Raw genomic sequence first — 25,576 nt, 5'->3', positions numbered from 1 at the left:
ACTAATTTGTTGTATCGATAATCGTGAGCTGGCGTTGCGTTTAACGTCAGTCATCAAAACATAACTATTAAATGAAGGAAGGACACCATGGAAATTGAATTCTTAGGGACCGGCGCAGGTTCTCCAAGCAAAACGCGCAATGTGTCAAGCTTAGCTTTGAAGCTGTTAGATGAACGCAACGAGGTGTGGTTGTTTGACTGCGGCGAAGGCACCCAACATCAAATTTTAAAAACGGCGATCCGTCCTCGTAAAGTCACCAAAATTTTTATTACGCATTTACATGGCGACCATATTTTTGGGTTGCCAGGCTTTTTGGCGAGTCGTGCGAATCAAGGCGGTGAAGAACCGCTGACGATTTACGGCCCTGAAGGCATTGAACGTTTTGTCCGCACCAGCCTACAAGTGACCCAAACTCGCTTACCTTATAAATTGAATTTCAAATTATTGTCTAACCCTGGGGTGATTTTTGAAGATACCACGTTTAAGGTATCGTTTGACACGTTAGATCACCGGATCTTAAGCTTCGGCTATCGCATTGAAGAAAAAGCACATGAAGGGGTCTTGCTGGTCGACAAAGTTAAAGCCGCAGGGATTCCTAGCGGTCCTGTGTATGGGCAACTCAAAGCTGGCAAAACCGTGACTTTAGCAGATGGCCGCGTTGTCAACGGTCAAGATTTCATCGGTCCGGCACAACCTGGTCGTACGTTAGCGATTTTAGGGGATACCCGTAAAACACCGCATACCTTAAGCTTAGCCAAAGACGTGGATGTGTTGGTCCATGAAAGCACCTTTGGCCCTGACGAAGCAAAGCTTGCTCGGCAATATTATCATGCAACGAACTTGCAAGCCGCGCATTTAGCGCATGACGCCGGTGCCAAGAGATTGTTGCTGAATCACATTTCCGCGCGATACTTAGGCAAAGGTGTGGTGATGTTAGAAAAATCTGCCCAAAAAGTGTTCCCTAACACCCATGTGGTGCATGATCTTGAAGCCATTGATGTGCCTTTTGCCAAGGAGAACGGTCATGTTAACCAATAAAATTGTGGTGGTCACCGGCGGGTCGTCTGGTTTGGGCAAAGCAATCGCCTTACAAGCCGCGCGCAAACACGCAACTGTCGTGGTGCTTGCCCGCAATCTTGTGGCTTTGCGCCATGTGCAAGCACAAGCGTCAGCTTTATCAGGACGGCCTGCATTTGCATATGCCGTTGATGTCTCAGATCCCACAAGCATTGATGCGTGCGTCAAGCGCCTGCGTGAGGAAGTCGGCATTCCTGATGTGCTAGTCAATGCAGCTGGTTTCGGCCGCTTTGAAAATGCCCTTGATACGGATTTCAAAGTGGTGCAAAAAATGTTTGCCACCAATGTGTTAGGGTTAATGTATTTGACGCAAGTGGTAGGGCGCATGATGATCGATCAACATGCTGGCCATATCATCAATGTGGCTTCAATGGCAGGGTTGATGGCGACACCGAAATCTGCAGTTTATGCGGCGACCAAGTTTGCAGTGGTGGGCTTTGATAACGGTTTGCGACTTGAATTAAAGCCTTTTGGGGTGAAAGTCACCACAGTTAACCCCGGTCCTATCAATACAAACTTCTTTAAAGTGGCCAACGCGACGGCTTATCAACACAGCGTGCAAGCCATCGCGCTAGATCCTGACCGCCTCGCCCAACGCATTGTACAAGCAATGGGGCATTCAGTGCGTGAAATCAATGCGCCACGCTTCATGGCAATTGCAGCCAAAGGCTATACGTTAATGCCACATGTTGGTGATTGGTTAGCAGGCGGCGTGTTTAATCGAAAGTAGGCAAAGTTATGAAACAACAACAGCGTTTGATCGTTGGGATCGTCTTAACCTTAGTGTTAATTATTTTTGCGTTGTTAAATGGACAAAGCGTCACAGTTAATTTCTTTGGCGCGATGGTGCATTGGCCGCTGATTGTGGTGATCGTAGTTTCTGTTTTGATCGGTGCCGTCATTGCTTGGCTTGCATCAAAAAGTTGGGGCAGCAAACCTAAATCCCCTAAAAAGTAACTGTGGCAGACTGAAGCGTATGCTTTGGTCTTTTTTAATGCGCTCAGCCTTACGACGGAGGCAAAAATCAGTCGTAGGCAGAAGCAAAAAGACTGTCTTTGACCTTTATTGACCAATGAATTCTTGGTATAATAAAAGCATCCAAAAACAGTAAAGGAGCAACGTGATGAATCCAGATAAATTCACCCAAGCGGTCACTGAAGCGATCGCCCAAGCGCAACAAATTGCCCAAGTACGCCACCACCAAGACATCGATATTCCTGAATTATTTAAGAGTTTGGTGCAGCCTAACACGTTTGCCACCCAAGTCTTTCAAGAAGCCGGCCTTAACATTGACGGGTTGAACGCCACAATCGACAAAGCTTTGGACGATGAACCGGTGGTCGAAGGTAATACCCAATATGGTCAAAACATGAGTCAAAACTTGTATCAATTGATGCAAGCTGCCGATCGCATTCGCGGAGAGCTTGGGGATGAGTACATCGCCACTGAAGCGGTGGTATTGGCCTTGTTTGATCAAAAGTATTCTGCAATCACCAAGTACTTAACCGATAACGGCGTCACTGAAAAGAAGCTTCGTCAAGTGGTTGAAAAACTCCGTGGCGGCGCCAAAGTCACCAGCAAAAACGCAGAGAACAATTATCAAAGCTTGAAGAAATACGGCACAGACCTGGTGCAACAAGCGCGCTCTGGGAAAATGGATCCGATTATCGGTCGTGATGAAGAAATTCGCAACGTGATCCGCATTTTGTCGCGGAAAACTAAAAACAATCCAGTGTTGATCGGCGAACCTGGCGTCGGGAAAACCGCCATCGTTGAAGGTTTAGCCCAACGGATCGTCCGCCAAGACGTCCCAGACAACCTTAAAGATAAAACCATCATCTCACTTGATATGGGGAGTTTGCTCGCCGGGGCGAAATACCGCGGTGAATTTGAAGAGCGCTTCAAAGCGGTATTAAAAGAAGTCCAAAAATCTGAAGGTCAGATCTTGTTGTTCATCGATGAGATCCACACCATTGTCGGTGCTGGGAAAGCAGAAGGCGCCATGGATGCTGGCAACCTGCTCAAGCCAATGCTCGCGCGTGGCGAACTGCATTTGATTGGTGCCACCACCTTAGATGAATACCGTGAAAACATTGAAAAAGATAAAGCCTTAGAACGCCGTTTCCAAAAAGTGTTGGTGCAAGAGCCAACTGTCGAAGATACAATTTCGATTTTGCGCGGGTTGAAGGAACGGTTTGAAATTTTCCATGGTGTGCGGATCCATGATGCCGCGTTAGTCGCTGCGGCGACGCTTTCTGACCGCTATATCACAGACCGCTTTTTACCTGATAAAGCGATCGATTTAGTCGATGAAGCCAGTGCCAACATTAATGTGGAAATGAATTCTCGGCCAACGGAACTTGATGTTGCCGAACGCCGACAAATGCAATTAGAAATCGAAGCGCAAGCTTTATCTAAAGAAACTGATCCGGCGTCAGCGAAGCGCTTGGAACAACTCCAACATGAACTCGCCGACTTGAAAGAGGAAACTAACCGCCTCAAAGCCCAATGGGACGCTGAGAAAAAAGATATCAATGCGGTTAACGCCAAGAAAGCGGAAATCGACAAAGCCAAACATGAACTCGAAGATGCCCAAGCCAAATATGATTTGGAAGCGGCAGCTCGCTTGCAACATGGCACCATTCCACAGCTGCAACAAGAACTCAAAGACTTAGAAAAAGCTGATCGTCCAGAAGCTTGGTTAGTCCAAGAATCCGTCACTGAACAAGAAATCGCGGCAGTGATTTCTCGGCAAACTGGCATTCCAGTGGCGAAATTAGTCCAAGGCGATCGCGATAAGTTGATCCATTTAGCCGACAACTTGCATGAACGCGTCATTGGCCAAGATACTGCGGTGCAAGCTGTTGCTGATGCGGTATTGCGTTCACGCGCAGGCCTGCAAGATCCGAGTCGCCCATTAGGGAGTTTCTTATTCCTCGGCCCTACTGGTGTTGGGAAAACGGAACTTGCAAAAACGCTTGCTGACGACTTATTTGATTCTGAAAAGCACATGGTCCGTATCGATATGTCTGAGTATATGGATAAGATCTCGGTATCGCGTTTAGTCGGTGCAGCTCCTGGTTATGTCGGCTATGAAGAAGGCGGACAGTTGACTGAAGCCGTGCGGCGTAATCCGTATACCATCGTCTTGCTCGATGAAATTGAAAAAGCCCATCCTGATGTGTTTAACATTTTGTTGCAAGTTCTTGATGATGGTCGCTTGACTGATAGTCAAGGTCGCACCGTCAACTTTAAAAATACGATCATCATCATGACCTCAAACCTCGGTTCAGAAGCCTTACTTGATGGCATGCAACAAGATGGAAAAATCACCGATGAACGGCGCCAACAAGTGATGACCATGATCCAAAGTCACTTCAAGCCAGAATTCTTGAACCGTATCGATGACATCATCATGTTCAACCCATTGCAATTGGCTGACATTGAAAAAATTGTCATGAAAGATCTCGAGCACTTGAATGCACGTTTGCAAGAGCAAGACATTACCTTATCTGTGACGCCAGCGGCTCAAGAGTGGTTAGCCGATAAAGGGTATGAACCTGCTTATGGGGCGCGGCCACTGCAACGCCTGATCACCAATGCCGTGGAAACGCCATTAGCCAAGCAATTGATCGCCGGGGACATTTTGCCAAATAGCACTGTGACCTTAGGCGTCGATGGGGGGGAATTGACCTTCTCCAGCACCGAAAATCCGGCAGATGAGGCGTAATGTTGAAAATGTGCTGTTAAGGTCTTGCCTTGACGGCCATTTTCTAGTAAGATAAATGTTGCTGTGATAGTCTCATACTATCCAATGCATCGGAAGCTGAATTTTGTCTTGCAAATTTCGGCTAGTCCGGTATAGTAGAAAAGAAATCTAATACAAAGGGGTTTTCCGCCATGGCAGTTCCAGCACGCAGAACATCTAAGACTAAAAAGCGTATGCGCCGCGGCCACATCAAGTTGAACGTTCCTAACTTACAATTTGATGCCACGACCGGCGAATATCGCGTTTCTCACCACGTATCTCCAAAGGGTTACTACAAAGGTGCCCAAGTGGTTAAAAGCGACAACGCGAACGCTTAATCAAAAATACCAGCCAAGCGGTTGGTATTTTTTTGTGCCCAGCGTGATTCAAAACGCTTTTAGCCCCGAGGGTAGCCTAGCATGAACCTTAAAGCCTGGTTTTTGGCTTTAAGGTTCATGCGTAGCTAACTGCAGGGGCGTTGTTTTGAATCACGCGACGCTGTTTTTCAAAGCACGACGATACCTGATCACAAATCTTCAAACAAAAATTTTAACCCTTGTTACGTAACAGAAAAACGCCTACAATTCTGTTACGTAACAAGAAGATGCAATCGCTTGCAATTAAATTGTTGCCATGCTAATCTATCATTGGACCGAGGAGAAAGGGGTAGCCTAGCGCCGGCTACCAGTATTACTTTGCAACGGGGGGAAGTGCCCCGCAAACCGAATGAGACAGACCCGCAGCGCCACAGCGACTTTTACGTTTGGTTGTTGTGCAACGTTGGATCTCTCGTATCAGAGTACCGGTACTGAAGGGCCCCAGTGGGGTTCAAACCAGTGACACCGGGTCGAGTTCCCTATGGCGACATAGGAAGAAAGTGACGCCTGTGTGACGAAAGGCCAATGCATTGCTGATTAGTCCCGAACGTGGTCGAGGTCCAATAAGCCAAGGCGACGCAGATACGCACTTGATATTGCTGAACTGCTAAAACGTAATTGAATCGGCGTTAAAGCCAGAAGGCCACGAAACTGAACCTAGCTTCGCGGCCTTTGTGTGTTTTTGGCAGAGTTTCATGAGACAAGTAGTTTCAAACACTAGCTGTCATGGTATACTCAATGCGGAGGGTGATCATATGTCTGAACCGCAATTTCAAACTTATTTAGCGAAACTACAACAAGCCCGTTTACCGCGTTGGTCGGATCTGCCGCAATTTGATCTGTATATGGATCAAGTGGTGCAATTCGTCAACGATGCTATCGTGCCATTAGGCCTGGACGCCTTGACAGCAACGATGGTCAACAACTATGTCAAAAAAGGGGTCATCAAAGCCCCATTAAAAAAGAAATATCAACGTGCCCAGCTTGCTAACATTTTAGTGATCGCGATGTTGAAGCCAGTATTTTCCTTGGACACCATTGCCAGTGGCATCAATTATCAATTGGTAGATCGCCAACCGGCGCAAGCGTTTGATGCGTTTATTTTGGCATTTATTGCCGCGGTGCAACAAGCCAACTCTGATTTCACTGGTGAAGTCACCATCAATCAAGTCAACAAACAAGACACCACGAACATTCAATCGGCGATGGTCAGCTTATCGATCAATGCCGTACTGGAAAAACTATTGGTGGAGTCGATGGCCAATGCCGTTGCCCCTGCACCCACTTCAAAAAAGAAGGGTTAATATGCAACTGACAATTTTATCGACGAGCGATACCCATGGGTTTGTGTTACCAACCAACTATGCGAAACGTGATCAAGCGTTGCCTTTTGGGTTGACTCGTGCCGCAACGGTGTTGGCGCAACATCAAGACGCCGCGACTTTGACTATCGACAACGGGGATTGGTTGCAAGGGTCACCACTTGCCTATTATGCCGCGCGTATTGCCAATGATGTTAGCAAGTTGACCGATGCGTATAATGCCGTTGGTTATGATGCTGGGGTGTTAGGAAACCATGAATTTAACTATGGCGCCAAATACTTAAGCAAGGCGATCGCGCAACTGAATTATCCAATTCTGTGTGCGAACATTTTACGCGATGGCAAGCCTGCTTTTGGTCGCGCTTATCAAGTCTTTGAGAAAGCTGGGGTGAGAGTCGCCGTACTGGGGCTGACCACCAGCTATATTCCACATTGGGAAACGCCGACGAACATTGAAGGCCTTGAATTTGCCAATGCTGTCGATGTGGCCAAAACTTGGGTCCCAAAACTTCATGAATTGGCGGACGTGGTCGTAATTACTTATCACGGTGGGTTCGAACGTGATTTGGAAACAGGGAAACCCACTGAAAAAATCACTGGTGAAAATGTCGGTTATCAATTGACACAGATCCCAGGGGTCGACGCCTTAGTCACTGGCCATCAACATCGTGAACTTGCTGGTGTTGTCAATGGCGTGCCAGTCACACAACCAGGCTATCGCGGCGCCAATGTCGGGCAAATTACGTTGACGCTAGAAGCGACTGCAGCTGGTTGGCAAGTGGTCAAAGGTGATGCCCAACTGTTAAAAACTGCGCAGGCTATGCCTGACTCGTCAGTGGAAGCGGCAGTTGCAACCACGAATGCGGCAGTTGAAGATTGGTTAGATTCACCACTTGGCCATGTCAACGGCGATATGTCGCTACATTCTGCTTGGCAGGCCCGCATTCACGAGTCGGCGTACATCGAATTTATCAACAAAGTGCAAATGGCTGCCACTGGTGCCGATATTTCCGGGACGGCATTGTTCACTAACGATGGCCGCGGCTTCAATCAAACGATCACCATGCGCGATGTGGTGACTAATTATGTTTATCCCAATACGTTAGCGGTGTTGAAATTATCTGGTGCAGATTTGAAAGCTGCGTTAGAACAAAATGCGGAATATTTCTCGTTAGATGATGCCGGGAAGTTGAAAGTCACTCCGCGATTTATCCACCCCAAGCCGCAACATTATAATTACGACATGTACCAAGGCATCGATTATGTCTTAGACATCAGCCGTCCAGTCGGCCAGCGGGTGGTGAATTTAACTTATCATGGGCAACCAGTTACTCCTGACGCCGAGTATGAAGTAGTGGCCAACCAATACCGTGCTGGTGGCGGGGGGAATTTTGCGATGTTTGGTCAAAGTAAAGTGATCCGCGAAAATCAAAAAGATATGACTGAGCTGATCGCTGATTATTTACGCGCACATCCGCAAATCGATGCCACCGTGGACAATAATTTTCAGGTGGTCACCAAAATGTGACACCTAGTCACATTTGAATTGAAAACTTTCATTGACAAGTGTAAGGTGGAATTCAGATTGACGAGATGAAAGGTGTTTACACATGAAAAAAATCGCATTTTTGGCCATTGCGATGTCCGCATTGCTTGGTTTAAGTGCTTGCGGCAAGCAACTGACCACTTCCAAAACCACTTACAAAGCGACTGGCATGGTCGCTGTGATCAAAGGCGAAGCCAGTAGCAAAACGGTGAAATATCAAGCACCGACTGGCAACGGCACCAGCAAAGTGAACTCCGGCTCTTATGTGGTGACGGTGCCAATGAGCCACCAAAAACAAACCGTGAAACTCAGTGCTGACGGTCAAAAAAAGACGGTCACTGTCAAAGCCGCCAAGGCGATCGGCGACTACAAGACGATTTCAACAAAGTATAATCAAGCCATTGTCGCCATGGCCTTACCTAAAGATGTGCAAACGCAATTAGCCGCTGCCCAAAAAAGTGGTGCCAGTGCTGTGGCGGCAATGACCCCAGCGCAAAAAGTCGCTTATGCCAAGCAACAACAAGCCTTGCAAGCAGCCATGGCCAAAGCGCAACAAGCGACGAAATCCAGTCAATTGCCGACTAGCGTTGATGGGTTGAAGCAAGTGTTGTCGACCAATGGTGGCAAGTTGCGGATGAATGTCCAAAACGGGCAATTGATCGCCATCACTGATGTCGTGTCGGTCAAAGCGTTGAAGAACAAAAAAGCAAAAACTGACTTTGGCACCCAATTTGGCCTGATTGCTAACGCCACTGGTGCTGATGCTAAAAAAGTCGGCAAAGCCTTCACCAAAGCCATTAAAGATGCTGGTAGCGGGTCGACGACCATCGACACGATCACTAGCAACGGTGTGAAGTTCAATATCGGCTTATCCACCAGTGATTTGTATATCTACATCACCAAATAGTTCATTGAGGAACGCTCAGTCTGACAAGGCTGAGTGTTTTTGTTTTGAAGCGCAAAAAAATAACCGCCAGCTGGCGGTTATTTTTTAATGTTCACTTTTAGCAGTTGGGTCATTTGCCTTCATGATTGGTGGTAACACACAAAGGATAATGGCAAAGATCACGCTGATGATCAGGCTAGTCTTTGGATCGTATGGGGCGGAGTTTAACGCACCGATCAAAAAGCCAACGACTTGGCCGAGGATTGCTCCCCAAAAAATAGTTGCAAGATAGCGCATATGATCCCTCTTTTCATTTCTCAATCTTAACACCGGTTCAAGATTTTGCAAGCAGAATCAGGTACAATGTCTCTAGAGGTGAAAAGATGTCATTCACACAACTGCAAGTCAAAAGTAGCTTTTCGCTTTTGCAAAGTCCCATCACCATCAAGGCGTTAGTCGATACAGCTAAAGCCCGTGGTTATCAAGCTTTGGCGTTAACTGACGTCAATGTGTTATATGGTAGCGTCGACTTTTATCGCCAAGCCAAAGCCGCTGGGATCAAACCATTAATCGGTTTGACCATTCAAATTGCTGACGCTGAACTGGTGGTGATCGCCCAAACCGACGTGGGGTATCATCAATTATTGAAAATCAGCTCCTACATTAAACTCGCCAGCGACCCAGTGAAATTAGCCACATTACCTGAATTCAGTGGATTAGCGGTGATCGTTTCTGGGGCTTATTTGTTGACACCAGGCTTTCGGGATGTGTGGGGAAGTGGTGACGACTTGCTTGGCGCTCTTCAAGCGAAGTCACCAGCCCAACTGAATATAGGGTTGCGGGTCCAAGAGTTGACCTCGGAGTTGCCTGCGTTTGCCAAAGCTCGGCAATTACCGATTGTTGCCCTTGGCGATGTCAATTACATCGAACCTAATGATGCCTTTAATCAAAAAGTCTTACAAGCCATCGGTGCCGGTACACCATTAAATTTACGCGATCCCACTTTAATGGATCCAGGGACACAGTGGTTGATGCCACCTGACACTGCGGCGCAACCTTTTATCGATGCCGGCTTAGAAGCGGCAGTTCAACAAACGGAAAAAATCGCCGCTCAAGCGGATGTCACCATTCAATTCAAACAACCACAGTTGCCGCATTTTGATACGCCAAATGGACTAGATGCTCCAACATACTTAAAACAACTGGCCACCAAAGGCTTACAATCACGCTTTGGTCAACAAGCGGTGCCCAATGATTACACCAAGCGTTTAGACTATGAACTTGGCGTGATCACCGAAATGGGATTTGCTGATTATTTCTTGGTGGTATGGGATGTGATGAATCACGCCCATCAAGTCAACATTATGACTGGACCAGGACGAGGATCTGCGGCTGGTGCGTTAGTTGCTTGGGCGCTGGCGATCACTGAAGTCGATCCGATCAAATATCATTTGTTATTTGAACGTTTCCTAAATCCCGCCCGAGCGCAAATGCCAGATATCGATTTGGATATTCCTGATAACCGCCGCCAAGAATTGATCGAATATGTGCATCAACGTTATGGCGATGACCACATGGCGCAGATCATTACTTTCGGGACGTTTGGGGCGAAGCAAGCGTTGCGCGACGTCGCCAGAGTCTTTGGCCTCAGTCAATTTGAAAGCAACAAATGGAGTGCTGCGATTCCAAGTGTTTTCCACATCGATTTAAAAACTGCCTACGATCAATCACAACCGTTGCGGAACTTAGTGTCAGACTCTGATCAAAATCAACAATTATTTGCTACAGCGGTTGCCTTAGAAGGCTTACCGCGCCACGACTCCACGCATGCTGCTGGGATCGTGCTTGCGCAAGAGCCATTGACTGATACCGTTGCGTTGCAAACTGGTGGCGACGGCATTGCCCAAACGCAAGTGCCGATGGGGGATGTTGAAGCGCTTGGCTTGTTGAAAATGGACTTCTTAGGGCTGCGGAATTTAAGCATTTTAGCGACGGCTAGTTTTTGGGTGGAGAAACTCACTGGCAAACCTTTTGATCCCAAGACCATTGCTTTAGATGATGAACAAACTTTGCAATTATTTGCCCGCGGCGATACTAATGGCGTTTTCCAATTTGAATCTAGTGGCATTCGGCGCGTCTTGCGCAACCTCAAGCCCACTAGCTTTGAAGATGTGGTGGCCACCAACGCTTTGTATCGTCCCGGTCCAATGGAAAACATCGATCACTTTATCGCCAGAAAACAAGGTACTGAGCCGATTACGTATGCAGCGCCTGCGCTAGAGCCGATCTTAAAGCCCACTTATGGGATCTTGGTTTACCAAGAACAAGTCATGCAAGTGGCCAATGCCATGGGTGGCTTTAGCTTAGGTGAAGCCGACTTGCTGCGGCGGGCAATGAGTAAGAAAAAACAAGCGGTGCTAAAAGAAGAACGGGCACGTTTCTTAGCTGGGGCCCAAGCCAAAGGGTATTCGGTAGAAGTGGCAGAAACGGTGTATGACTATATCGATCGGTTTGCCAATTATGGCTTCAACCGCAGTCACGCGGTGGCGTATTCGATGATCGCCTTTTGGTTAGCGTATTTGAAGTGTCACTTTCCGACCGCATTTTTTGCGGCGTTGATGAATACTAGCTTGAGCAATACGGAGAAATTGCGGATCTATGTCCAAGAGCTCAAAGATCGCCAAGTGCCACTGTATGGCCCAGACATCAATCAAAGTGCCCGCTATTTCACGTTGCAACAACAAGGGATTCGCTTTGGCCTCAGCACGATCAAAGGCGTCCGTCGCGATTTTGTCGAAGCCATCCTCACTGCGCGCAAAAATGGGCCGTTCAAAGATCTGCGTGATTGTTTATCGCGCCTGGATGCGAAATGGTTGAAGAAAGAAACGTTTGCGCCGTTAGTTTATGCTGGGGCGTTTGATAGTTTCGACCACAACCGCGCCAAGACCTTGGCCAACCTTGATGAATTGATTCAAAGCATCGCCTTATCTGGGAATAATATGGAATTGTTTGCAGTGTTGGCACCTAAAGCCGTCGATGTTCCAGATTTCTCACCAGTCGAACGCCTTGATCAAGAAGCAGCGGTGCTTGGGGTGTATTTATCTGGTCATCCTGTCGATCGTTATGTCAAAGCCTTAAAGACGTTTCAATCACTGACCGCAGTGGCGGACTTTGAAGTCAACAGTCGCGTGACTACAGTGCTAGTGGTGCGGCGCATTAAGTCGATCCGCACTAAAAAAGGTCAGGCCATGGCGTTTATTGACGGGCAAGATGGCACTGGGAGCACCAGCGTCACGGTTTTCCCCCAGGTTTTTCAACGCTTGCCAGAACTCAGTGCCGGTCAAGTGATCGTGGTATCTGGGAAAATCGAATCTCGTGATGGCCTGCAAGTTTTAGCGGATACCGTGCAACTCGGGGATGATGCGCTTTCGCAATTGCCGAAAGCCAAGTTATTCTTACAATTGCCTGAAAATTTCAGTGATCAAAGAAATTTGCTGAAAACATTAAGCGGCGCTCATGGCCGCATTCCGGTGATTTTGGTGCAACAACCACACCGCCAAGTGACCCAATTAGCCGAAAAATTCTGGGTGAACGGGGACTCGCAATTGCTGCAAGAACTGCAAAAACAGCTGGGTTCAGCCAACGTTGTGTTGCAAGAAAAATGACAAGCTGGTGAAAATCTAGATAAAAGCGTGTTTTTAGGCGACACGATTTCTGAAAAGTGTTAAGATGAATGAGTATTTGAGATCAAGTCATTGATCTTAAAAAGATTATGCATGAGGTGAAATGATGAAACGCATTGGGATTATGACCAGCGGTGGCGACGCCCCTGGTATGAACGCTGCGATCCGTGCCGTTGCTCGCAAAGCAATGCACGAAGGCTTGGAAGTATTTGGGATCAATTATGGTTTTGCTGGCTTAGTGGCTGGTGACATTTTCCAAATGACAGCACAATCTGTCAACGACACGATCAAACGCGGCGGCACGATGCTTTACTCCGCTCGTTACCCTGAATTTGCCCAAGAAGAAGGCCAACTCAAAGGGATCGAACAATTGAACAAGTTCGGGATCGAAGCTTTGGTTGTCATCGGCGGTGACGGTTCTTATCATGGTGCCCTGCGCTTGACTGAACATGGCTACAACGCCATCGGCTTGCCAGGCACGATCGATAACGATATTCCTTACACAGACTTCACTATCGGCTTTGACACTTCTGTCAACACTGTGGTTGAAGCCATCGACCGTTTGCAAGATACTGCTGCTTCTCACGAACGCACCTTCGTCGTTGAAGTAATGGGCCGTGGCGCCGGCGATATCGCCTTATGGGCAGGTGTTGCAGGGGCTGCTTCTGATGTCATCATCCCAGAACATGACTTTGACGTGAAGAAAGTGGCTGAAAAGCTCCGTGCTTCTCGTGAAGCTGGTCAAAAGCATGCGGTCATCGTCTTAGCTGAAGGTGTGATGCACGCTGACGAATTCGCCAAGGAATTATCCGCTTATGGCGACTTCCAGTTACGTTCCACTGTTTTAGGTCACGTGGTTCGTGGTGGTTCTCCAACTGCCCGCGACCGTGTCCTTGCTTCTGAAATGGGTGCCTACGCCGTTGATTTGCTGCTTGCTGGCAAAGGCGGCTTAGCAGTCGGTATCCAAAACAACAAGTTGGTCAACCACAATATGCTTGACCTATTCGACGCCAAGCATGAAGCCCAATTAGATCTTTATGATCTGGCTCATGACTTGTCTATCTAATTTCTGTTTAAACTGACGTCCAGTCATTTTAAAAAAATTGTCAAAGGAGCGATTTCTTTTATGAAAAAAACCAAGATCGTTAGCACGCTTGGACCTGCATCTAACAGTACTGATATCATCGTTAAGTTGATCGAAGCGGGGGCTAACGTTTTCCGGTTTAACTTTTCTCATGGTGACCATGAAGAACATTTATCCCGTTTAAACATGGTGCATGAAGCAGAAAAGATCACTGGCAAGACTGTCGGGATCATGCTTGATACCAAAGGTGCTGAAATTCGTACCACTGTCCAAAAGGGCAAGAAGTTCGAATTACACACTGGTGATGTAATGCGTATTTCCATGGATGACTCTATTGAAGGCACCCCTGAAAAGATCGCCGTTACTTACCCTGGCTTGTATGACGATACTCATGTTGGTGGCCACGTTCTGTTTGATGATGGTTTGATCGACACGTTGATCACCGAAAAAGACGAAGCCAACCGTGAATTGGTTGTCGAAGTTGAAAACGGTGGGATGCTTGGCTCCCGTAAAGGTGTCAACGCCCCTGGTGTCGGCATCAACTTGCCTGGTATCACTGAAAAGGATGCTTCTGACATCCGCTTCGGTTTGGACCACGGTATCAACTTCATCGCCGCATCCTTCGTTCGTAAGCCTCAAGATATCTTGGACATTCGCGAATTGCTCGAAGAAAAAGACGCCCTTAACGTCCAAATCTTCCCTAAGATCGAATCCCAAGAAGGTATCGACAACTTCGATGCTGTCTTGAAAGTTTCCGATGGTTTGATGGTTCCTCGTGGTGACATGGGTGTCGAAATTCCATTCGAACAAGTGCCACTCGTTCAAAAGACCATGATCAAGAAGGCCAACGCTGCTGGTAAGCCAGTTATCACCGCTACTCAAATGCTTGATTCCATGCAAGAAAACCCACGCCCAACGCGTGCCGAAGTTTCTGACGTTGCTAACGCCGTCTTTGATGGTACTGATGCAACCATGCTTTCTGGCGAATCTGCTAACGGGGATTACCCAGTAGAATCTGTTGCTGCTATGGCTCGTATCGACGAATACGCCGAAAACGCAATGCAAAACAGCGACACTTACGCTTTGAAGTCATTCGCTAACAAAGAAAACGTTACGGAAGCTGTTGGCCAATCTGTTGCCCACACTGCACGTAACCTTGGCGTTAAGACCATCGTTGCTGCGACTGAATCCGGCTTCACTGCCCGCATGATCTCCAAGTACCGTCCTAAGGCTGACATCCTTGCCATCACTTTTGATGACAAGACTCGTCGCGGCTTGACGGTTAACTGGGGTGTCTTCCCAATCGTTGCTGACAAGCCAGACTCAACTGATGCAATGTTCGAATTAGCCACTAAGAAGGCTGTCGAATTAGGCTTTGCTCAAGAAGGCGACTTGATCTTGATCACTGCCGGTGTTCCAGTTGGTGAAACTGGTACCACTAACGTCATGAAGGCGCAATTGATCGGCTCCAAGCTGGTTGAAGGCTCTGGTGTTGGCGACGAATCCACTGTTGGTAAGGCTGTCTTAGCAAGCAACGCTGATGAAGCTGCTTCTAAGATGAGCAAAGGCGACATCCTTGTCGTTAAGACTACCGACAAAGACTACTTACCAGCCATCGAAAAGGCAGCTGCTTTAGTTGTCGAAAATGGCGGTTTGACTAGCCACGCTGCTGTTGTTGGTATCGCTATGGGTATCCCAGTTGTTGTCGGCGCTGCCGGCGCTATGGATGCCATCACCGATGGTCAAGTGATCACCGTTGATTCCCGTCGTGGTATCGTCTACAAAGGCGCTACTAACACCCTGTAATTTCTAATTACATCGTGTGACGAAAAGAACCAGTACTCAATTCGTTGAGTACTGGTTTTTTTGTTGGGTCGGATGTAAACTATACTTAACATGATGACTGTTATGTTTAACGTACTGGAAGGTGAGCGTTTGGCAAAAAATCTTAAATTACGGGCAGCTCGCGCGGCCAAAGATCTCACCCAAGAGGACCTCGCAGCGCGTGCAGGGGTGACGCGGCAAACCATCGGCGCCATTGAAAAAGGGAATTATAATCCCACGGTGCAATTATGCATCACGATTTGTAAAGTGCTGGACTGTACTTTGGATGATTTATTTTGGGAGGAATAAGCGATGCGACAATTGGATGAGCGGCAGCGACAATTGCTACTGCACGGGGTGTTTGGGGCGTTTATTGCGTTAGTCGTGATTTTTCTTTCCATTATAAGTGTCCAAGTTTTAGTCGGGCATGCGCTGTTTGTTGATGAGACCTTGATGATCGCATTACCGTTGACTGCCGTATTAATGAGTTTGGTTGGCTACGAGATCTTGCAAGATATTTATTTAGGCCAACAACGCGGCAACCTGCTGATATTATTTGCTGGTGTGTTTTCTTGGACGGCAGTTGAGCAGTGGTTTGACATTTATGATAGTTATCAACGTGGGATCGCTGATGTGATTTTTGCACATGATCAAGTGCAATTCGGGGCCTTGATTTGGCTGATGGCGATTGCTTGGAGCAGCTTAGCGGGACTTGCATGGTTTAAAGTGATGCAAATCGATCAACGCCTTCCTTTCACTAAGTTGCAAGCGGGACTTGCACTGGTTTGGGTGATCTTGTTGGTGATCACGTTATGGCTTCGTGCTCATGTGGGCACTATTCGCACACCAGTGATGACGACGATCGGAAATTTTGTCCTCGCAGGCTTACCGTTAGCTGGATTGTCATTGATCCAAACTCCTAAGCGTTGGTATTGGATCGCTGCTTGGGCGTGGTTAGGATTATGGGTGTATCTGTCATGGTTTCACTAAAGCTGGCTGGCGCCGGCTTTTTTGATTCAACAAGTTAACATAATTCGCCGAAAAGACTATGATTAAGACAAAGATTCAGGTAAAGTAGACAAAGACGAGTTTTTTAAGGAGGCACCAATGGAAAGTTGGGTATTTCTTGCCGGCATCTTCTTAATTGCGACTTTGGCTAAAAATCGCTCTTTGATGATCGGTGTTGGGTTTGTGATGATCTTAAAAGCTTTGCCGCCGTTGCAACCGCTGTTGAAAACCTTGCAAAGTCAAGGCATCAACTGGGGCGTGACGGTGATCTCAGCTGCGATCATGGTACCGATCGCCACAGGGGAGATCGGCTTTAAAGAATTATTGAAAGTTCTGCGAGAGCCTGCAGGGTGGGTCGCCATCGCCATGGGTGTGTTGGTCGCGGTGTTATCTGCTAAAGGCGTGGGCTTGCTGGCACAAAGTCCGGAAATGACTGTCGCGTTAGTGTTTGGAACGATCATGGGGGTCGTGTTGTTGCGTGGGATCGCAGCGGGACCGGTGATCGCAAGCGGTATGACTTACGTGATTTTGACGGTTTTTAATTTGATCCCGCAACATTAAGGAGAACAACATGAAGTTAAATGGACAGATCCTGACGGCCACCGTCAGTGATCACAATGATAAAAATGTTTTTGCACAATATCAAGGCGACACCTTCGCCATCGACCCCGCAGAATTTGACAAGATCCCTGAAACTGGTACCGAGGTCCACGGCTTTGTTTATGAAAATCAGCATGGCGATGCGAAAATGACCACCAATGTGCCGAAGGTCGGCCATGATCATTTTGCTTGGGCGACAGTGGTGGAAGTGCGCCATGATCTCGGCGTTTTCGTGAACATTGGCTTGCCAGATAAAGATATCGTGGTATCGCTTGATCAACTGCCTGAACTCAGCCGCTTGTGGCCGGCTCGCGGCGATAAGTTGATGGTCGCATTGACTATCGATAAAAAGCATCGGCTTTGGGGTAAGTTAGCAGATGTTGACATGATCAAAGCCGTTTCCAACATCGGTAAACAAAGTCAAATGAATGCCGATGTCACTGCAACGGTTTACCGCTTGAAAATGGCAGGCACCCATGTGGTCACCGATGATTATGTCTTAGGGTTCATTCATCCTAGCGAACGCGATATCGAACCACGCCTTGGTGAAGTGGTCCATGCCCGCGTGATCGGTGTGCGGCCTAATGGTGAATTGAACTTGAGCTTGAAGCCACGTGCTTTTGAAGCCATTTCTGATGATGCAGCGATGATCCTGGCTGTGTTGGAACATTCTGAAGATGGGACCATCGCTTTCACCGACAAATCTGATCCTGAAGCCATCAAGTTGGCGTTTGGCATCAGCAAAGGGGCCTTCAAGCGCGCCTTAGGGAATTTGTTGAAAGCCAAGAAGATCAAAGAGCATGATGGCGTCACTGAATTATTGAAATAGAGGTCAAAAATGGAGCAATTAATTGCTGATTTTGTCCATTATTTAGATGTTGAACGTGGGCTGGCAGCGACGACGCAAACCAGTTATCAACAAGACTTACGTGAATTTGCAGCGTGGTTGGAAGCTGAACAATTAACAGAATTCCCCGTTGAACTCAGCGTGATTCAAGAATTTTTGCGGGTCCAAACCTCCAATAAAGCGGCGAGTTCGATGAGTCGAATGATCTCGGCAATGCGGAAGTTTTATCGCTACTTGTTGCGCGAGTCGGTGATCGATCAAGATCCGATGACGTTAGTTGCCTCACCAAAGCCTGCGCAACATTTGCCAGCCACGCTTTCTGGCAATGAAATCGACCGCTTAATGGCAGCACCGAATGTGGCGAAGCCTTTGGGATTGCGCGATCGGGCGATTTTTGAATTAATGTATGCGACTGGACTGCGGGTTTCTGAAGTGGTGAACTTGCGGCTTGAACAATTGCATTTAACATTGAACTTACTGCAAGTCACTGGTAAAGGCGACAAAGAGCGGATCGTGCCGATCAGCCCACAAGCCGTCGAATGGGTGCAAGAATATTTAAACACAGCGCGACCACGGTTGATCAAGCAAGATCAACCCGCTGTTGTTTTCGTCAATTTCCACGGTCATCAACTGACCCGTCAAGGCATTTGGAAAAATCTCAAAGCGTACATCGATGCGTTAGGCATTGAAAAAAATGTCACCCCGCACACTTTGCGGCATAGTTTTGCGACGAATTTGTTAGCCAATGGCGCGGATCTCAGGGTGGTGCAAGAACTTTTAGGGCATAGCGACATTTCCACCACGCAAATTTATACGCATTTGGATAATTCGCATCTCGTTGCGGTGTATCATAAGGCCCATCCACGCGGATAAGGGCAATGGCATGAGCAGGTAAATTTGTCCTTAATTTGCGGATATGGTACAGTAGCTTCTGAGAGTCATTAATCTGGAGGCTATGATGCTGACGAAATTTAAGCAAGATTATGCCAAGATCGCCATGGGCTTTTTATCGTTCATCCCTGATCTTAAAGACATGAGTCATTTGCAAACGGAGTTAAAACTCTATACTGAAGATCCCACTCATGTTTTATATTTATACCGCGAAGATCGTGACGCGGACTTTGAAGGCGTGGTCGGCGTGGAATCCGCCAACGATTTTGTGATGTTGCGGCACTTGTCGTTATCTCCGGCTGTGCGCGACGAAAAAACGCAATTTGCAGCTTTAAGTGATTTGGTGGCGTTGTATCCTGATCAGAAATTGATGGGATCCATGGAAACCGCCAGCTTAGTTGCGAAGTTCAACACGTTTAGAAAAGAGGAACAAGATGGCACTGACCTTAGTGCTAGATGACTTTTCTGGGCCGCTGGATCTGTTATGGCATTTGATCCGCACCAATGAAGTCGATATTTATGACATTCCGATCGCTGAGATCACTAGCCAATACCTTGACTACTTGCATCAAATGCAAGAGTTAAGCCTAGATGTGGCTGGTGATTATTTTGTCATGGCTGCAAGTTTGATGGCGTTGAAAAGTCAATTGTTGTTGCCGCAACCAGAAATCGACGTCGATGACGACGAATATGTCGATCCTCGCGCCGACTTAGTCAGTCAACTGCTGACCTATCAAATGTATCAAGCCGCAGCCAAGCAATTACAAACTCGCGAAACGCAACGTGCGCAGTCTTTTGCCAAAGACCCGACGATGCCTGATAGCGACTTGGCAGTGCCGATGGCGCCTGGGGCGGTGAAGTTGCGGGATTTAGTCAAAGCGATGAGTGCTGTCGTTGCCAATCAACTGGCCACGGCGAAAACCATTGCCCATATTGAAGCAGAGCCGATTTCGTTGACTGAACGGATCGGCGCAGTGATGAAACAACTCAGCCAGTCCCATCAATGTTTGTTTGAAGACTTATTAGCAGAGCATTCAGTCGATGGGGTGGTGACCACCTTTTTAGCGATTTTAGAATTGATGAAAAATGACCAAGTGGATTGCGCGCAAGCTGAACCGTTTGCGCCGATCACAGTGACGTTGAAGGAGGCGGCTTGATGCAAGGTGTGATCGAAGCAGTTTTATATACTGCCGGCACTGCTGGCGTTGAATTGCAAGATTTTGCTGGGATCTTAGGCATCAGCACTGCTGCCATGCGCCAGCAACTTGAAGCTTATCAACAAACGTTAGCTGAAGATGACAACGCTGGCTTATTCATCCGCCAAAGTGGTGAGCGATACTACTTGTTGACCAAGCCTGAGTACGCAGACGCGTTGCGGAAATATTTTGCTGGGCCACCAGCGCAAGGCTTGTCGCAAGCAGCTCTTGAAGTGTTGGCAATCATTGCGTATCAACAGCCGATCACGCGCATTGAAATTGATGAAGTGCGCGGGGTGCAATCAAGTGGGTCGCTGACGACTTTGGCCAGTCGCCAACTGGTTAAAGAAGCTGGGCGCAAAGAAGCACCTGGGCGTCCGATTTTATATGCGACGACGCCATTATTTTTAGATTACTTTGGGTTAAAAACCTTAAAAGATCTGCCACCGCTGGATGAACATACCGCCCCAAGTGAAATTGATTTGTTTGATTTCAATGCGGCGTTAGAAGGAGAAACACATGAATGAAGAACTCGTTCGCTTACAAAAAGCGATCGCTAACGCTGGGGTGGCTTCACGCCGGCATGCAGAAGAATTGATCGCTAAAGGTCACGTGGAAGTCAACGGCCAAGTGGTCACCGAAATGGGTGTGAAAGTCTCATCAAAAGATGAAGTCTTAGTCGACGGCGTTCCATTATCCAAGCCGATCGCTCGCCATTACTTATTTTACAAACCACGCGGCGTGATCACTGCCGTTACCGATGATAAAAAGCGTAAAGTGGTGACGGATTATTTTGAAGACGTTCCAGAACGCTTATATCCTGTCGGCCGCTTGGATTATGATACTAGCGGTTTGTTGATCATGACCAACGACGGGGAATTCGCCAATCAATTGATGCACCCAAAGTTTAAAATCGAAAAACATTACATTGCCAAAGTGCAAGGCATTCCCAACCGCGCCGCTTTAGACCCATTGCGCAAAGGGATGAAACTTGACGGCAAGAAGTTAGCCCCAGCGCGCTACAACATTATTTCTAGTGACAAAGCCAAGAAAACAGCAATCGTGGAATTGACCATTCACCAAGGGGTCAACCACCAAGTTAAAAACATGTTAAAAGCAGTCGGTTTCCCAGTGATCAAGTTATCCCGACCACAATACGGTCCGTTGACGTTAGATGGCTTACAACCTGGCGACTATCGCCCGATGAAGCCACGTGAAGTCGATGCCTTGCGTAAGTTAGCTAAAGGCGAAGACTTACGTTAACCCATTAGTCAAGACAATTCATTGTCTTGGCTTTTTTGTATGATCACTGTTCGACAGTGTCAGGCGGCTGCGTTCCAGTGATTTGAAATGGGGACTCCAGCTGGCTCGCCGCTACATGGTGAGGGTCCTCGGCCGAACTAGCCGAGCTGTCTCGCTACGCTCCCCACTCGCCGGATTTCGACCTGCGGTTTCTCGTAAGCGGTAAACCGCTAACGAGAATCTCACCATGTAGCGGCGGCCAGCTTCCGTCCCCATTTCAAATCACTTCCAATACGTAAACCACTGTTATCTGATGGCTACAAAACACGTGATGTTGTTATATTCAATCTGATGATCAAGGTTGCAATGTTTGCGTACTTGATTTGTAGGTGAGTCATACCAACGAAGAAAAGCTGTGGGTGGAGATGATTTGGCAGAACGGAGGTGAATTGAACAACTTTGGGAGTGAAATCAAGCGAAACGCCAGTTTGTGGCGTTTCGCGCAGATTTTACCGGCAAAAATTGAAACGGAGTGATCTTCTCCGGTTCAATTTGCGTCGAAGACCCGTAACATCGGCGGGCTTTGCCGATTTCTCCAGACGGCCGCACTGGCAACTTGTCCAATTCACCGCAGTGACGCCAAGTTATCGGAGCCCAAGATCAACTTTTCTAACTTACTGTTGACAAGTGAATCTGTAAGAGGTTACAATGCAATTGTAATTAAATATACTGGTTCGTCTTCAGGGGCAGGGTGAAATTCCCGACCGGCGGTAACAGTCCGCGACCCGTGCTTGTGCGCGGTTGAGTAAGGTGTGATTCCTTGACCGATAGTTAAAGTCTAGATAAAAGAAGATGGGGCTTATTGAATCCTAACATTCAAATAAGGCCTGTTTGCCCTTGGGTAAACAGGCCTTTTTAGGCTCTTCTGAAGCGACCAACATGGAGGAATGTTCTATGTCTGGTTCTAAGGTGCATCGCCTAGTTGGCATTGCGTTGTTGTCTGCTGTGGGTTTTATTTTGCAAATGTTTCTTGAGTTTTCGATTTTGCCGATGTTTCCGTTTTTGAAACTCGACTTATCCGATCTCACGGTATTGCTCGGGGGCTTATTGTATGGGCCGGTTGGCGGGATCGCAGTCGCCTTTGTCCGCTCGCTGTTACACTTTTTGATGACTGGTGCTGGGATCGTCAACTTAGTCGGCGACTTGGCAAGCTTCATTGCCAGTGTCGGCTTCATGTATCCAGTGGTGATGTTGATGAAATCTAAGAACTCCTTAGGGCGTCAAATCGCTGGCCTTGCTGGTGGTACGATTTCATTGACGGTGATCATGAGTATTTTGAATTTAGTGGCGATCATGCCGATGTACTTAGCGGTGATGAATTTCCAACTAGGGATGTCTACCACCAAATATGTGTTGATCGGGGTCGTCCCATTCAACTTGATCAAAGGCGTTGTGGTATCGGTTGTGTTCTTCGCTTTAGCCAAAGCTTTGATGCCTTGGTTGGATAAGCAACAAGCGATCCAAGCCCAGCGGATGCAACAAATGCACTAAATGTAAAAAAATAAACCACGCTTTAACGGCGTGGTTTTTCTTTGGGTTCAAAAGGTTGGTCAGCGTGTTGAATCGCGCCAGTGGGACAGCGACTGAATGCTTTTTTGAATAAAATTGCTTGTGCTGGGGTCAACGGCTGAGAGCCAGAGTTGTGATCTGGGGTGTAGCTGGCGATCCCATTTTCATCGTAATCGAATAATTCTGGGGCGAGCATTTGGCAAAGGCCGCACGCAATACATGCGTCGCGGTCCACCTGCGCGTATAATGGATGCATAGATTCCCTCCAAGGTGGTGAGTACATGTTAGATGATTTCCTGTTACAATTCTTTGATGATCAACCGCGGCGTGCCACCAGTGTGTACCTGTTATTGACAGGGAAAAAGACCTTGTCAGTGTTATTTGCGGCGTTGCAACATCACCAATTGCAATGGCTTCACTTGTACCCTACGCTGTCGCGCCGTGATTTTCAAGCGGCGATTGACCACTTGCTGGCTGGGCATCAACTGGTCAACGTTGACGATGGGTTGATTGCAGGTGATCAAAAGCAACAACCGGCGGTCGATTTGCCTGATGCCTATCAGCCTTGGATGGGTGTGCAGGCTTTTGAGGCGAAATTTCACTTGGCGGTGCAAATGCTATCAGAAGCAAGTTTTCATAACGCCCGTTATCGCCCAGTCACACAAGATTGGGCGCTGCAACAACAACTGCGGCAGTGGTGGCAAACGGTCAACGTTGAAACGGCAATTGCAGAATTGAAAACCTTGCTTGAAGGCCTTGGCGATGTAACTGCGGAAATATTGCTCAGTGGTGTGATCGGGCATGAATTTGTGGGCAGCGGAGAATTTAATGAATGGCAACAGCTTCAAGCTCTGTCGCAATTGATTGCAATCATTGATCAAGGCGCTGCGCCAAGTTGGCAACGTTTGTGGGGTGGGCGTAAACCACTGGGGACTAAAACCCAATATCTCGCCTTGCAAATGATCCAACAAGGCGCCACCCGCGAACAAGCTGCCCGGCGGTTGCAGTTGAAGCCTTCAACAATCAATGAACATTTATTGACGGCGGTGATTTTTGGTGCCGATTTACCATTACCGCAAATTTACCCTGAAGCGATGACGCGAGCCTTAAGTGATGTGAATCCGCAAACTCACTATCAAACCTTGCTGGCACAAATTCCTAACAGTGATTTCTTTGAGATCCGCTTATTTCAAATTCTGAGTTTACAAGGGAGGTGGCCACATGGATAAACTTGACAGCTTGCTTCAAGATTATTTTGGCTTCGACCACTTCCGTCCTGGACAAAAAGCTTTGGTACAAGCCGTTCTTGATGGTCGTGATGCCTTAGGAATTTTGCCGACTGGCAGTGGTAAAACGCTATGTTATCAATTACCGGCATTGGTGATGCCAGGTCTTTGTGTGGTCGTGGAACCATTGCTGGCATTAATGGATGATCAAGTCGCGCGATTGCAAAACGCTGGCCAAAAACAAGTGGTGACCTTGTCTTCTCGGTTGACGCCACCGGATTTTCAATGGTTGCTGCGGCATTTAGATCAAGCAAAATTTTTATTTGTGGCCCCAGAGACTTTGATGCGACCAGACGTGCTGGCACGGTTAAGTGAGTTATCGATCAGTTGTTTGGTGATCGATGAAGCCCATTGTATTGCGCAATGGGGACCAGATTTTCGCCCGGCGTATCTGCGGTTAGGCGAAGCAATCCAACGTTTAAATCCACGCAGTTGTTTAGCGCTGACGGCAACGGCTCCAAAGCGAGTGCAAGAGGAAATCGTGTCGCAACTGCATTTACAAGCACCGGAATTGGTGATTTCAAGTGTGGATCGTCCGAACATTTTTCTCGGCGTTAATCAAGTGGCCAGTCCTGCAGATAAACAACAAGTCGGCATGCAGTTGATTCAACAAGTGAAGGCCGCGACGATCGTCTATTTCGATGCGAAAGTTCAAGCAGAAACTTGGGCCAAGGCGCTGCAAGCTCAAGACATTGCCGCAGATTTTTACCATGCTGGGTTATCCGCGCAACAACGAGAGCTGATCCAGCGACGCTTTATGGCAGGCGATTTGCAAGTGATCTGTGCCACCAGCGCCTTTGGGATGGGGATCGACAAAGCTGATGTGCGCTTGGTGATGTATACTTACGCCCCGGAATCGCTAGAAGCCTATTCTCAAGGTATCGGCCGCGCTGGTCGCGACGGCAAAAATTCTGCCAGTGTGGTGTTATTGGCACCAGGAGATCTCAGTCGGCAGGCGCAATTTGCCCAAAGTTTACCTGATGCGCAACTGATCAAAACCATTTACGCCCATCCTGATGCGTATGTCGACTTTGATGACCCACAAATCGCGTTATTGCAAGCTTATGTGCAATCAGGCTTTTCACAACAACAGGTGCAGCAACTGCTTGCTCAGCGTGCAGCAGAAAAACTCACCAGTGCCCAAGCAGTGGCAACGTATCTAACTAGCAGTGGCTGTAAGCGCGCAATGTGGTTACACTATTTTGATGCACCAGCGACTGCACACCACGATCAATGTTGTGGTGAGTTGTTATCGCCACAAATTGAGGCGTTAGCAGGTAGTACTTGGCATACACCACAAAAAAATACCTGGCGATCAGATTTTGCCCGTTTATTTAATGAACTCTAAAACCTTTTCAGTAGTTTATATGATACAATAATTGCAGTATGT

24 protein-coding genes, 1 pseudogene and 1 riboswitch are annotated in these 25,576 nt (G+C 47.6%); of the genes and pseudogenes, 23 read left to right on the top strand and 2 right to left on the bottom strand.

Features of this window, described 5'->3' with window-relative positions:
* Positions 1-87 precede the first annotated feature (87 nt).
* From rnz to EKM92_RS00705, 8 genes and pseudogenes are all read left to right on the top strand, one after another.
* Positions 88-1,038: a ribonuclease Z gene (gene rnz, locus EKM92_RS00740; protein WP_125706903.1), complete on the top strand. Its 951-nt coding sequence runs from the start codon at positions 88-90 to the stop codon at positions 1,036-1,038.
* Positions 1,025-1,807, top strand: a complete 783-nt coding sequence (locus EKM92_RS00735; RefSeq protein WP_125706901.1) for an SDR family NAD(P)-dependent oxidoreductase — start codon at positions 1,025-1,027, stop codon at positions 1,805-1,807. The genes rnz and EKM92_RS00735 overlap by 14 nt, the downstream gene beginning before the upstream one ends.
* 8 nt (positions 1,808-1,815) lie before the next feature.
* Positions 1,816-2,019: pseudogene (locus EKM92_RS00730) on the top strand (lipopolysaccharide assembly protein LapA domain-containing protein); the annotation flags it as partial.
* Between the two features lie 181 nt (positions 2,020-2,200).
* Complete coding sequence (gene clpB, locus EKM92_RS00725; RefSeq protein ID WP_125706897.1) at positions 2,201-4,807, top strand: ATP-dependent chaperone ClpB; 2,607 nt, start codon at positions 2,201-2,203, stop codon at positions 4,805-4,807.
* Positions 4,808-4,977: 170 nt separating this feature from the next.
* On the top strand, positions 4,978-5,163 hold the full coding sequence (rpmF, locus tag EKM92_RS00720) for a 50S ribosomal protein L32 (protein ID WP_125706895.1): 186 nt from the start codon (positions 4,978-4,980) through the stop codon (positions 5,161-5,163).
* 794 nt (positions 5,164-5,957) lie between these two features.
* The gene (locus tag EKM92_RS00715) at positions 5,958-6,506 is read left to right on the top strand and encodes a DUF1836 domain-containing protein (protein ID WP_125706893.1); all 549 of its coding nucleotides are present in this window, start codon (positions 5,958-5,960) and stop codon (positions 6,504-6,506) included.
* A gap of 1 nt (position 6,507) precedes the next feature.
* Positions 6,508-8,052 (top strand): bifunctional metallophosphatase/5'-nucleotidase, encoded by a 1,545-nt coding sequence (locus tag EKM92_RS00710; RefSeq protein ID WP_125706890.1) that lies wholly within the window; start codon positions 6,508-6,510, stop codon positions 8,050-8,052.
* An 82-nt stretch (positions 8,053-8,134) separates the two neighbouring features.
* Entirely contained in the window at positions 8,135-8,977 is an 843-nt protein-coding gene (locus EKM92_RS00705; RefSeq protein WP_125706888.1) for a hypothetical protein, read from the top strand.
* A gap of 84 nt (positions 8,978-9,061) precedes the next feature.
* Here EKM92_RS00705 and EKM92_RS00700 read toward each other — a convergent pair whose 3' ends face one another.
* Positions 9,062-9,253, bottom strand: coding sequence for a YjzD family protein (locus EKM92_RS00700; protein ID WP_125706887.1), 192 nt, complete (start codon positions 9,251-9,253; stop codon positions 9,062-9,064).
* Between the two features lie 86 nt (positions 9,254-9,339).
* Between EKM92_RS00700 and EKM92_RS00695 the strand changes: the two genes are divergently transcribed.
* From EKM92_RS00695 to EKM92_RS00635, 13 genes are all read left to right on the top strand, one after another.
* On the top strand, positions 9,340-12,621 hold the full coding sequence (locus EKM92_RS00695; protein WP_125706885.1) for a DNA polymerase III subunit alpha: 3,282 nt from the start codon (positions 9,340-9,342) through the stop codon (positions 12,619-12,621).
* 124 nt (positions 12,622-12,745) lie between these two features.
* Positions 12,746-13,705 (top strand): 6-phosphofructokinase, encoded by a 960-nt coding sequence (gene pfkA, locus EKM92_RS00690; protein WP_125706883.1) that lies wholly within the window; start codon positions 12,746-12,748, stop codon positions 13,703-13,705.
* Between the two features lie 60 nt (positions 13,706-13,765).
* Positions 13,766-15,529, top strand: a complete 1,764-nt coding sequence (gene pyk / locus EKM92_RS00685) for a pyruvate kinase (RefSeq protein ID WP_125706881.1) — start codon at positions 13,766-13,768, stop codon at positions 15,527-15,529.
* A gap of 129 nt (positions 15,530-15,658) precedes the next feature.
* Entirely contained in the window at positions 15,659-15,856 is a 198-nt protein-coding gene (locus EKM92_RS00680; protein ID WP_125706879.1) for a helix-turn-helix transcriptional regulator, read from the top strand.
* A gap of 3 nt (positions 15,857-15,859) precedes the next feature.
* Positions 15,860-16,537 (top strand): hypothetical protein, encoded by a 678-nt coding sequence (locus tag EKM92_RS00675; protein WP_125706877.1) that lies wholly within the window; start codon positions 15,860-15,862, stop codon positions 16,535-16,537.
* Positions 16,538-16,654: 117 nt separating this feature from the next.
* Positions 16,655-17,116: a DUF441 domain-containing protein gene (locus EKM92_RS00670; protein WP_125706875.1), complete on the top strand. Its 462-nt coding sequence runs from the start codon at positions 16,655-16,657 to the stop codon at positions 17,114-17,116.
* Positions 17,117-17,126: 10 nt separating this feature from the next.
* Positions 17,127-17,984: a CvfB family protein gene (locus EKM92_RS00665; RefSeq protein ID WP_125706873.1), complete on the top strand. Its 858-nt coding sequence runs from the start codon at positions 17,127-17,129 to the stop codon at positions 17,982-17,984.
* Between the two features lie 9 nt (positions 17,985-17,993).
* A complete protein-coding gene (xerD, locus tag EKM92_RS00660; protein WP_125706871.1) occupies positions 17,994-18,875 on the top strand; it encodes a site-specific tyrosine recombinase XerD in 882 nt (293 codons plus the stop codon).
* A gap of 85 nt (positions 18,876-18,960) precedes the next feature.
* Entirely contained in the window at positions 18,961-19,353 is a 393-nt protein-coding gene (locus tag EKM92_RS00655) for an N-acetyltransferase (RefSeq protein WP_125706869.1), read from the top strand.
* Positions 19,328-20,050 (top strand): segregation and condensation protein A, encoded by a 723-nt coding sequence (locus tag EKM92_RS00650; protein ID WP_125706866.1) that lies wholly within the window; start codon positions 19,328-19,330, stop codon positions 20,048-20,050. The genes EKM92_RS00655 and EKM92_RS00650 overlap by 26 nt, the downstream gene beginning before the upstream one ends.
* Positions 20,050-20,616, top strand: a complete 567-nt coding sequence (gene scpB, locus EKM92_RS00645; protein ID WP_125706864.1) for an SMC-Scp complex subunit ScpB — start codon at positions 20,050-20,052, stop codon at positions 20,614-20,616. Before EKM92_RS00650 ends, scpB begins: the two co-directional genes overlap by 1 nt.
* On the top strand, positions 20,609-21,352 hold the full coding sequence (locus tag EKM92_RS00640) for a pseudouridine synthase (protein WP_125706862.1): 744 nt from the start codon (positions 20,609-20,611) through the stop codon (positions 21,350-21,352). Before scpB ends, EKM92_RS00640 begins: the two co-directional genes overlap by 8 nt.
* Before the next feature lie 711 nt (positions 21,353-22,063).
* A riboswitch (FMN riboswitch) is annotated at positions 22,064-22,189 on the top strand.
* A gap of 96 nt (positions 22,190-22,285) precedes the next feature.
* Positions 22,286-22,882, top strand: coding sequence for an ECF transporter S component (locus EKM92_RS00635; protein WP_054715192.1), 597 nt, complete (start codon positions 22,286-22,288; stop codon positions 22,880-22,882).
* A 22-nt stretch (positions 22,883-22,904) separates the two neighbouring features.
* Here the strand turns inward: EKM92_RS00635 and EKM92_RS00630 are convergent, their stop codons facing one another.
* The gene (locus EKM92_RS00630; RefSeq protein WP_125706860.1) at positions 22,905-23,156 is read right to left on the bottom strand and encodes a ferredoxin; all 252 of its coding nucleotides are present in this window, start codon (positions 23,154-23,156) and stop codon (positions 22,905-22,907) included.
* Between the two features lie 25 nt (positions 23,157-23,181).
* Between EKM92_RS00630 and EKM92_RS00625 the strand changes: the two genes are divergently transcribed.
* On the top strand, positions 23,182-24,129 hold the full coding sequence (locus EKM92_RS00625) for a helix-turn-helix domain-containing protein (RefSeq protein ID WP_125706858.1): 948 nt from the start codon (positions 23,182-23,184) through the stop codon (positions 24,127-24,129).
* Positions 24,122-25,534 carry a RecQ family ATP-dependent DNA helicase gene (locus EKM92_RS00620; RefSeq protein ID WP_125706856.1) on the top strand — a complete coding sequence of 471 codons (1,413 nt, stop codon included), beginning with the start codon at positions 24,122-24,124 and terminating at the stop codon, positions 25,532-25,534. Before EKM92_RS00625 ends, EKM92_RS00620 begins: the two co-directional genes overlap by 8 nt.
* Positions 25,535-25,576 lie beyond the last annotated feature (42 nt).

The organism is Lacticaseibacillus porcinae (assembly GCF_003946305.1).
GTDB classification, from domain to species: domain Bacteria; phylum Bacillota; class Bacilli; order Lactobacillales; family Lactobacillaceae; genus Lacticaseibacillus; species Lacticaseibacillus porcinae.
Note: the sequence above shows the minus strand (reverse complement) of the source record. Positions and strands in the feature narration are given on the sequence as shown.

Excerpts from the sequence above, each read along its gene's own strand:
- rnz (WP_125706903.1), top strand. The coding sequence starts at position 88 with ATGGAAATTGAATTCTTAGGGACCGGCGCAGGTTCTCCAAGCAAAACG.
- EKM92_RS00735 (WP_125706901.1), top strand. The coding sequence starts at position 1,025 with ATGTTAACCAATAAAATTGTGGTGGTCACCGGCGGGTCGTCTGGTTTG.
- clpB (WP_125706897.1), top strand. The coding sequence starts at position 2,201 with ATGAATCCAGATAAATTCACCCAAGCGGTCACTGAAGCGATCGCCCAA.
- rpmF (WP_125706895.1), top strand. The coding sequence starts at position 4,978 with ATGGCAGTTCCAGCACGCAGAACATCTAAGACTAAAAAGCGTATGCGC.
- EKM92_RS00715 (WP_125706893.1), top strand. The coding sequence starts at position 5,958 with ATGTCTGAACCGCAATTTCAAACTTATTTAGCGAAACTACAACAAGCC.
- EKM92_RS00710 (WP_125706890.1), top strand. The coding sequence starts at position 6,508 with ATGCAACTGACAATTTTATCGACGAGCGATACCCATGGGTTTGTGTTA.
- EKM92_RS00705 (WP_125706888.1), top strand. The coding sequence starts at position 8,135 with ATGAAAAAAATCGCATTTTTGGCCATTGCGATGTCCGCATTGCTTGGT.
- EKM92_RS00700 (WP_125706887.1), bottom strand. The coding sequence starts at position 9,253 with ATGCGCTATCTTGCAACTATTTTTTGGGGAGCAATCCTCGGCCAAGTC.
- EKM92_RS00695 (WP_125706885.1), top strand. The coding sequence starts at position 9,340 with ATGTCATTCACACAACTGCAAGTCAAAAGTAGCTTTTCGCTTTTGCAA.
- pfkA (WP_125706883.1), top strand. The coding sequence starts at position 12,746 with ATGAAACGCATTGGGATTATGACCAGCGGTGGCGACGCCCCTGGTATG.
- pyk (WP_125706881.1), top strand. The coding sequence starts at position 13,766 with ATGAAAAAAACCAAGATCGTTAGCACGCTTGGACCTGCATCTAACAGT.
- EKM92_RS00675 (WP_125706877.1), top strand. The coding sequence starts at position 15,860 with ATGCGACAATTGGATGAGCGGCAGCGACAATTGCTACTGCACGGGGTG.
- EKM92_RS00670 (WP_125706875.1), top strand. The coding sequence starts at position 16,655 with ATGGAAAGTTGGGTATTTCTTGCCGGCATCTTCTTAATTGCGACTTTG.
- EKM92_RS00665 (WP_125706873.1), top strand. The coding sequence starts at position 17,127 with ATGAAGTTAAATGGACAGATCCTGACGGCCACCGTCAGTGATCACAAT.
- xerD (WP_125706871.1), top strand. The coding sequence starts at position 17,994 with ATGGAGCAATTAATTGCTGATTTTGTCCATTATTTAGATGTTGAACGT.
- EKM92_RS00655 (WP_125706869.1), top strand. The coding sequence starts at position 18,961 with ATGCTGACGAAATTTAAGCAAGATTATGCCAAGATCGCCATGGGCTTT.
- EKM92_RS00650 (WP_125706866.1), top strand. The coding sequence starts at position 19,328 with ATGGCACTGACCTTAGTGCTAGATGACTTTTCTGGGCCGCTGGATCTG.
- scpB (WP_125706864.1), top strand. The coding sequence starts at position 20,050 with ATGCAAGGTGTGATCGAAGCAGTTTTATATACTGCCGGCACTGCTGGC.
- EKM92_RS00640 (WP_125706862.1), top strand. The coding sequence starts at position 20,609 with ATGAATGAAGAACTCGTTCGCTTACAAAAAGCGATCGCTAACGCTGGG.
- EKM92_RS00635 (WP_054715192.1), top strand. The coding sequence starts at position 22,286 with ATGTCTGGTTCTAAGGTGCATCGCCTAGTTGGCATTGCGTTGTTGTCT.
- EKM92_RS00630 (WP_125706860.1), bottom strand. The coding sequence starts at position 23,156 with ATGCATCCATTATACGCGCAGGTGGACCGCGACGCATGTATTGCGTGC.
- EKM92_RS00625 (WP_125706858.1), top strand. The coding sequence starts at position 23,182 with ATGTTAGATGATTTCCTGTTACAATTCTTTGATGATCAACCGCGGCGT.
- EKM92_RS00620 (WP_125706856.1), top strand. The coding sequence starts at position 24,122 with ATGGATAAACTTGACAGCTTGCTTCAAGATTATTTTGGCTTCGACCAC.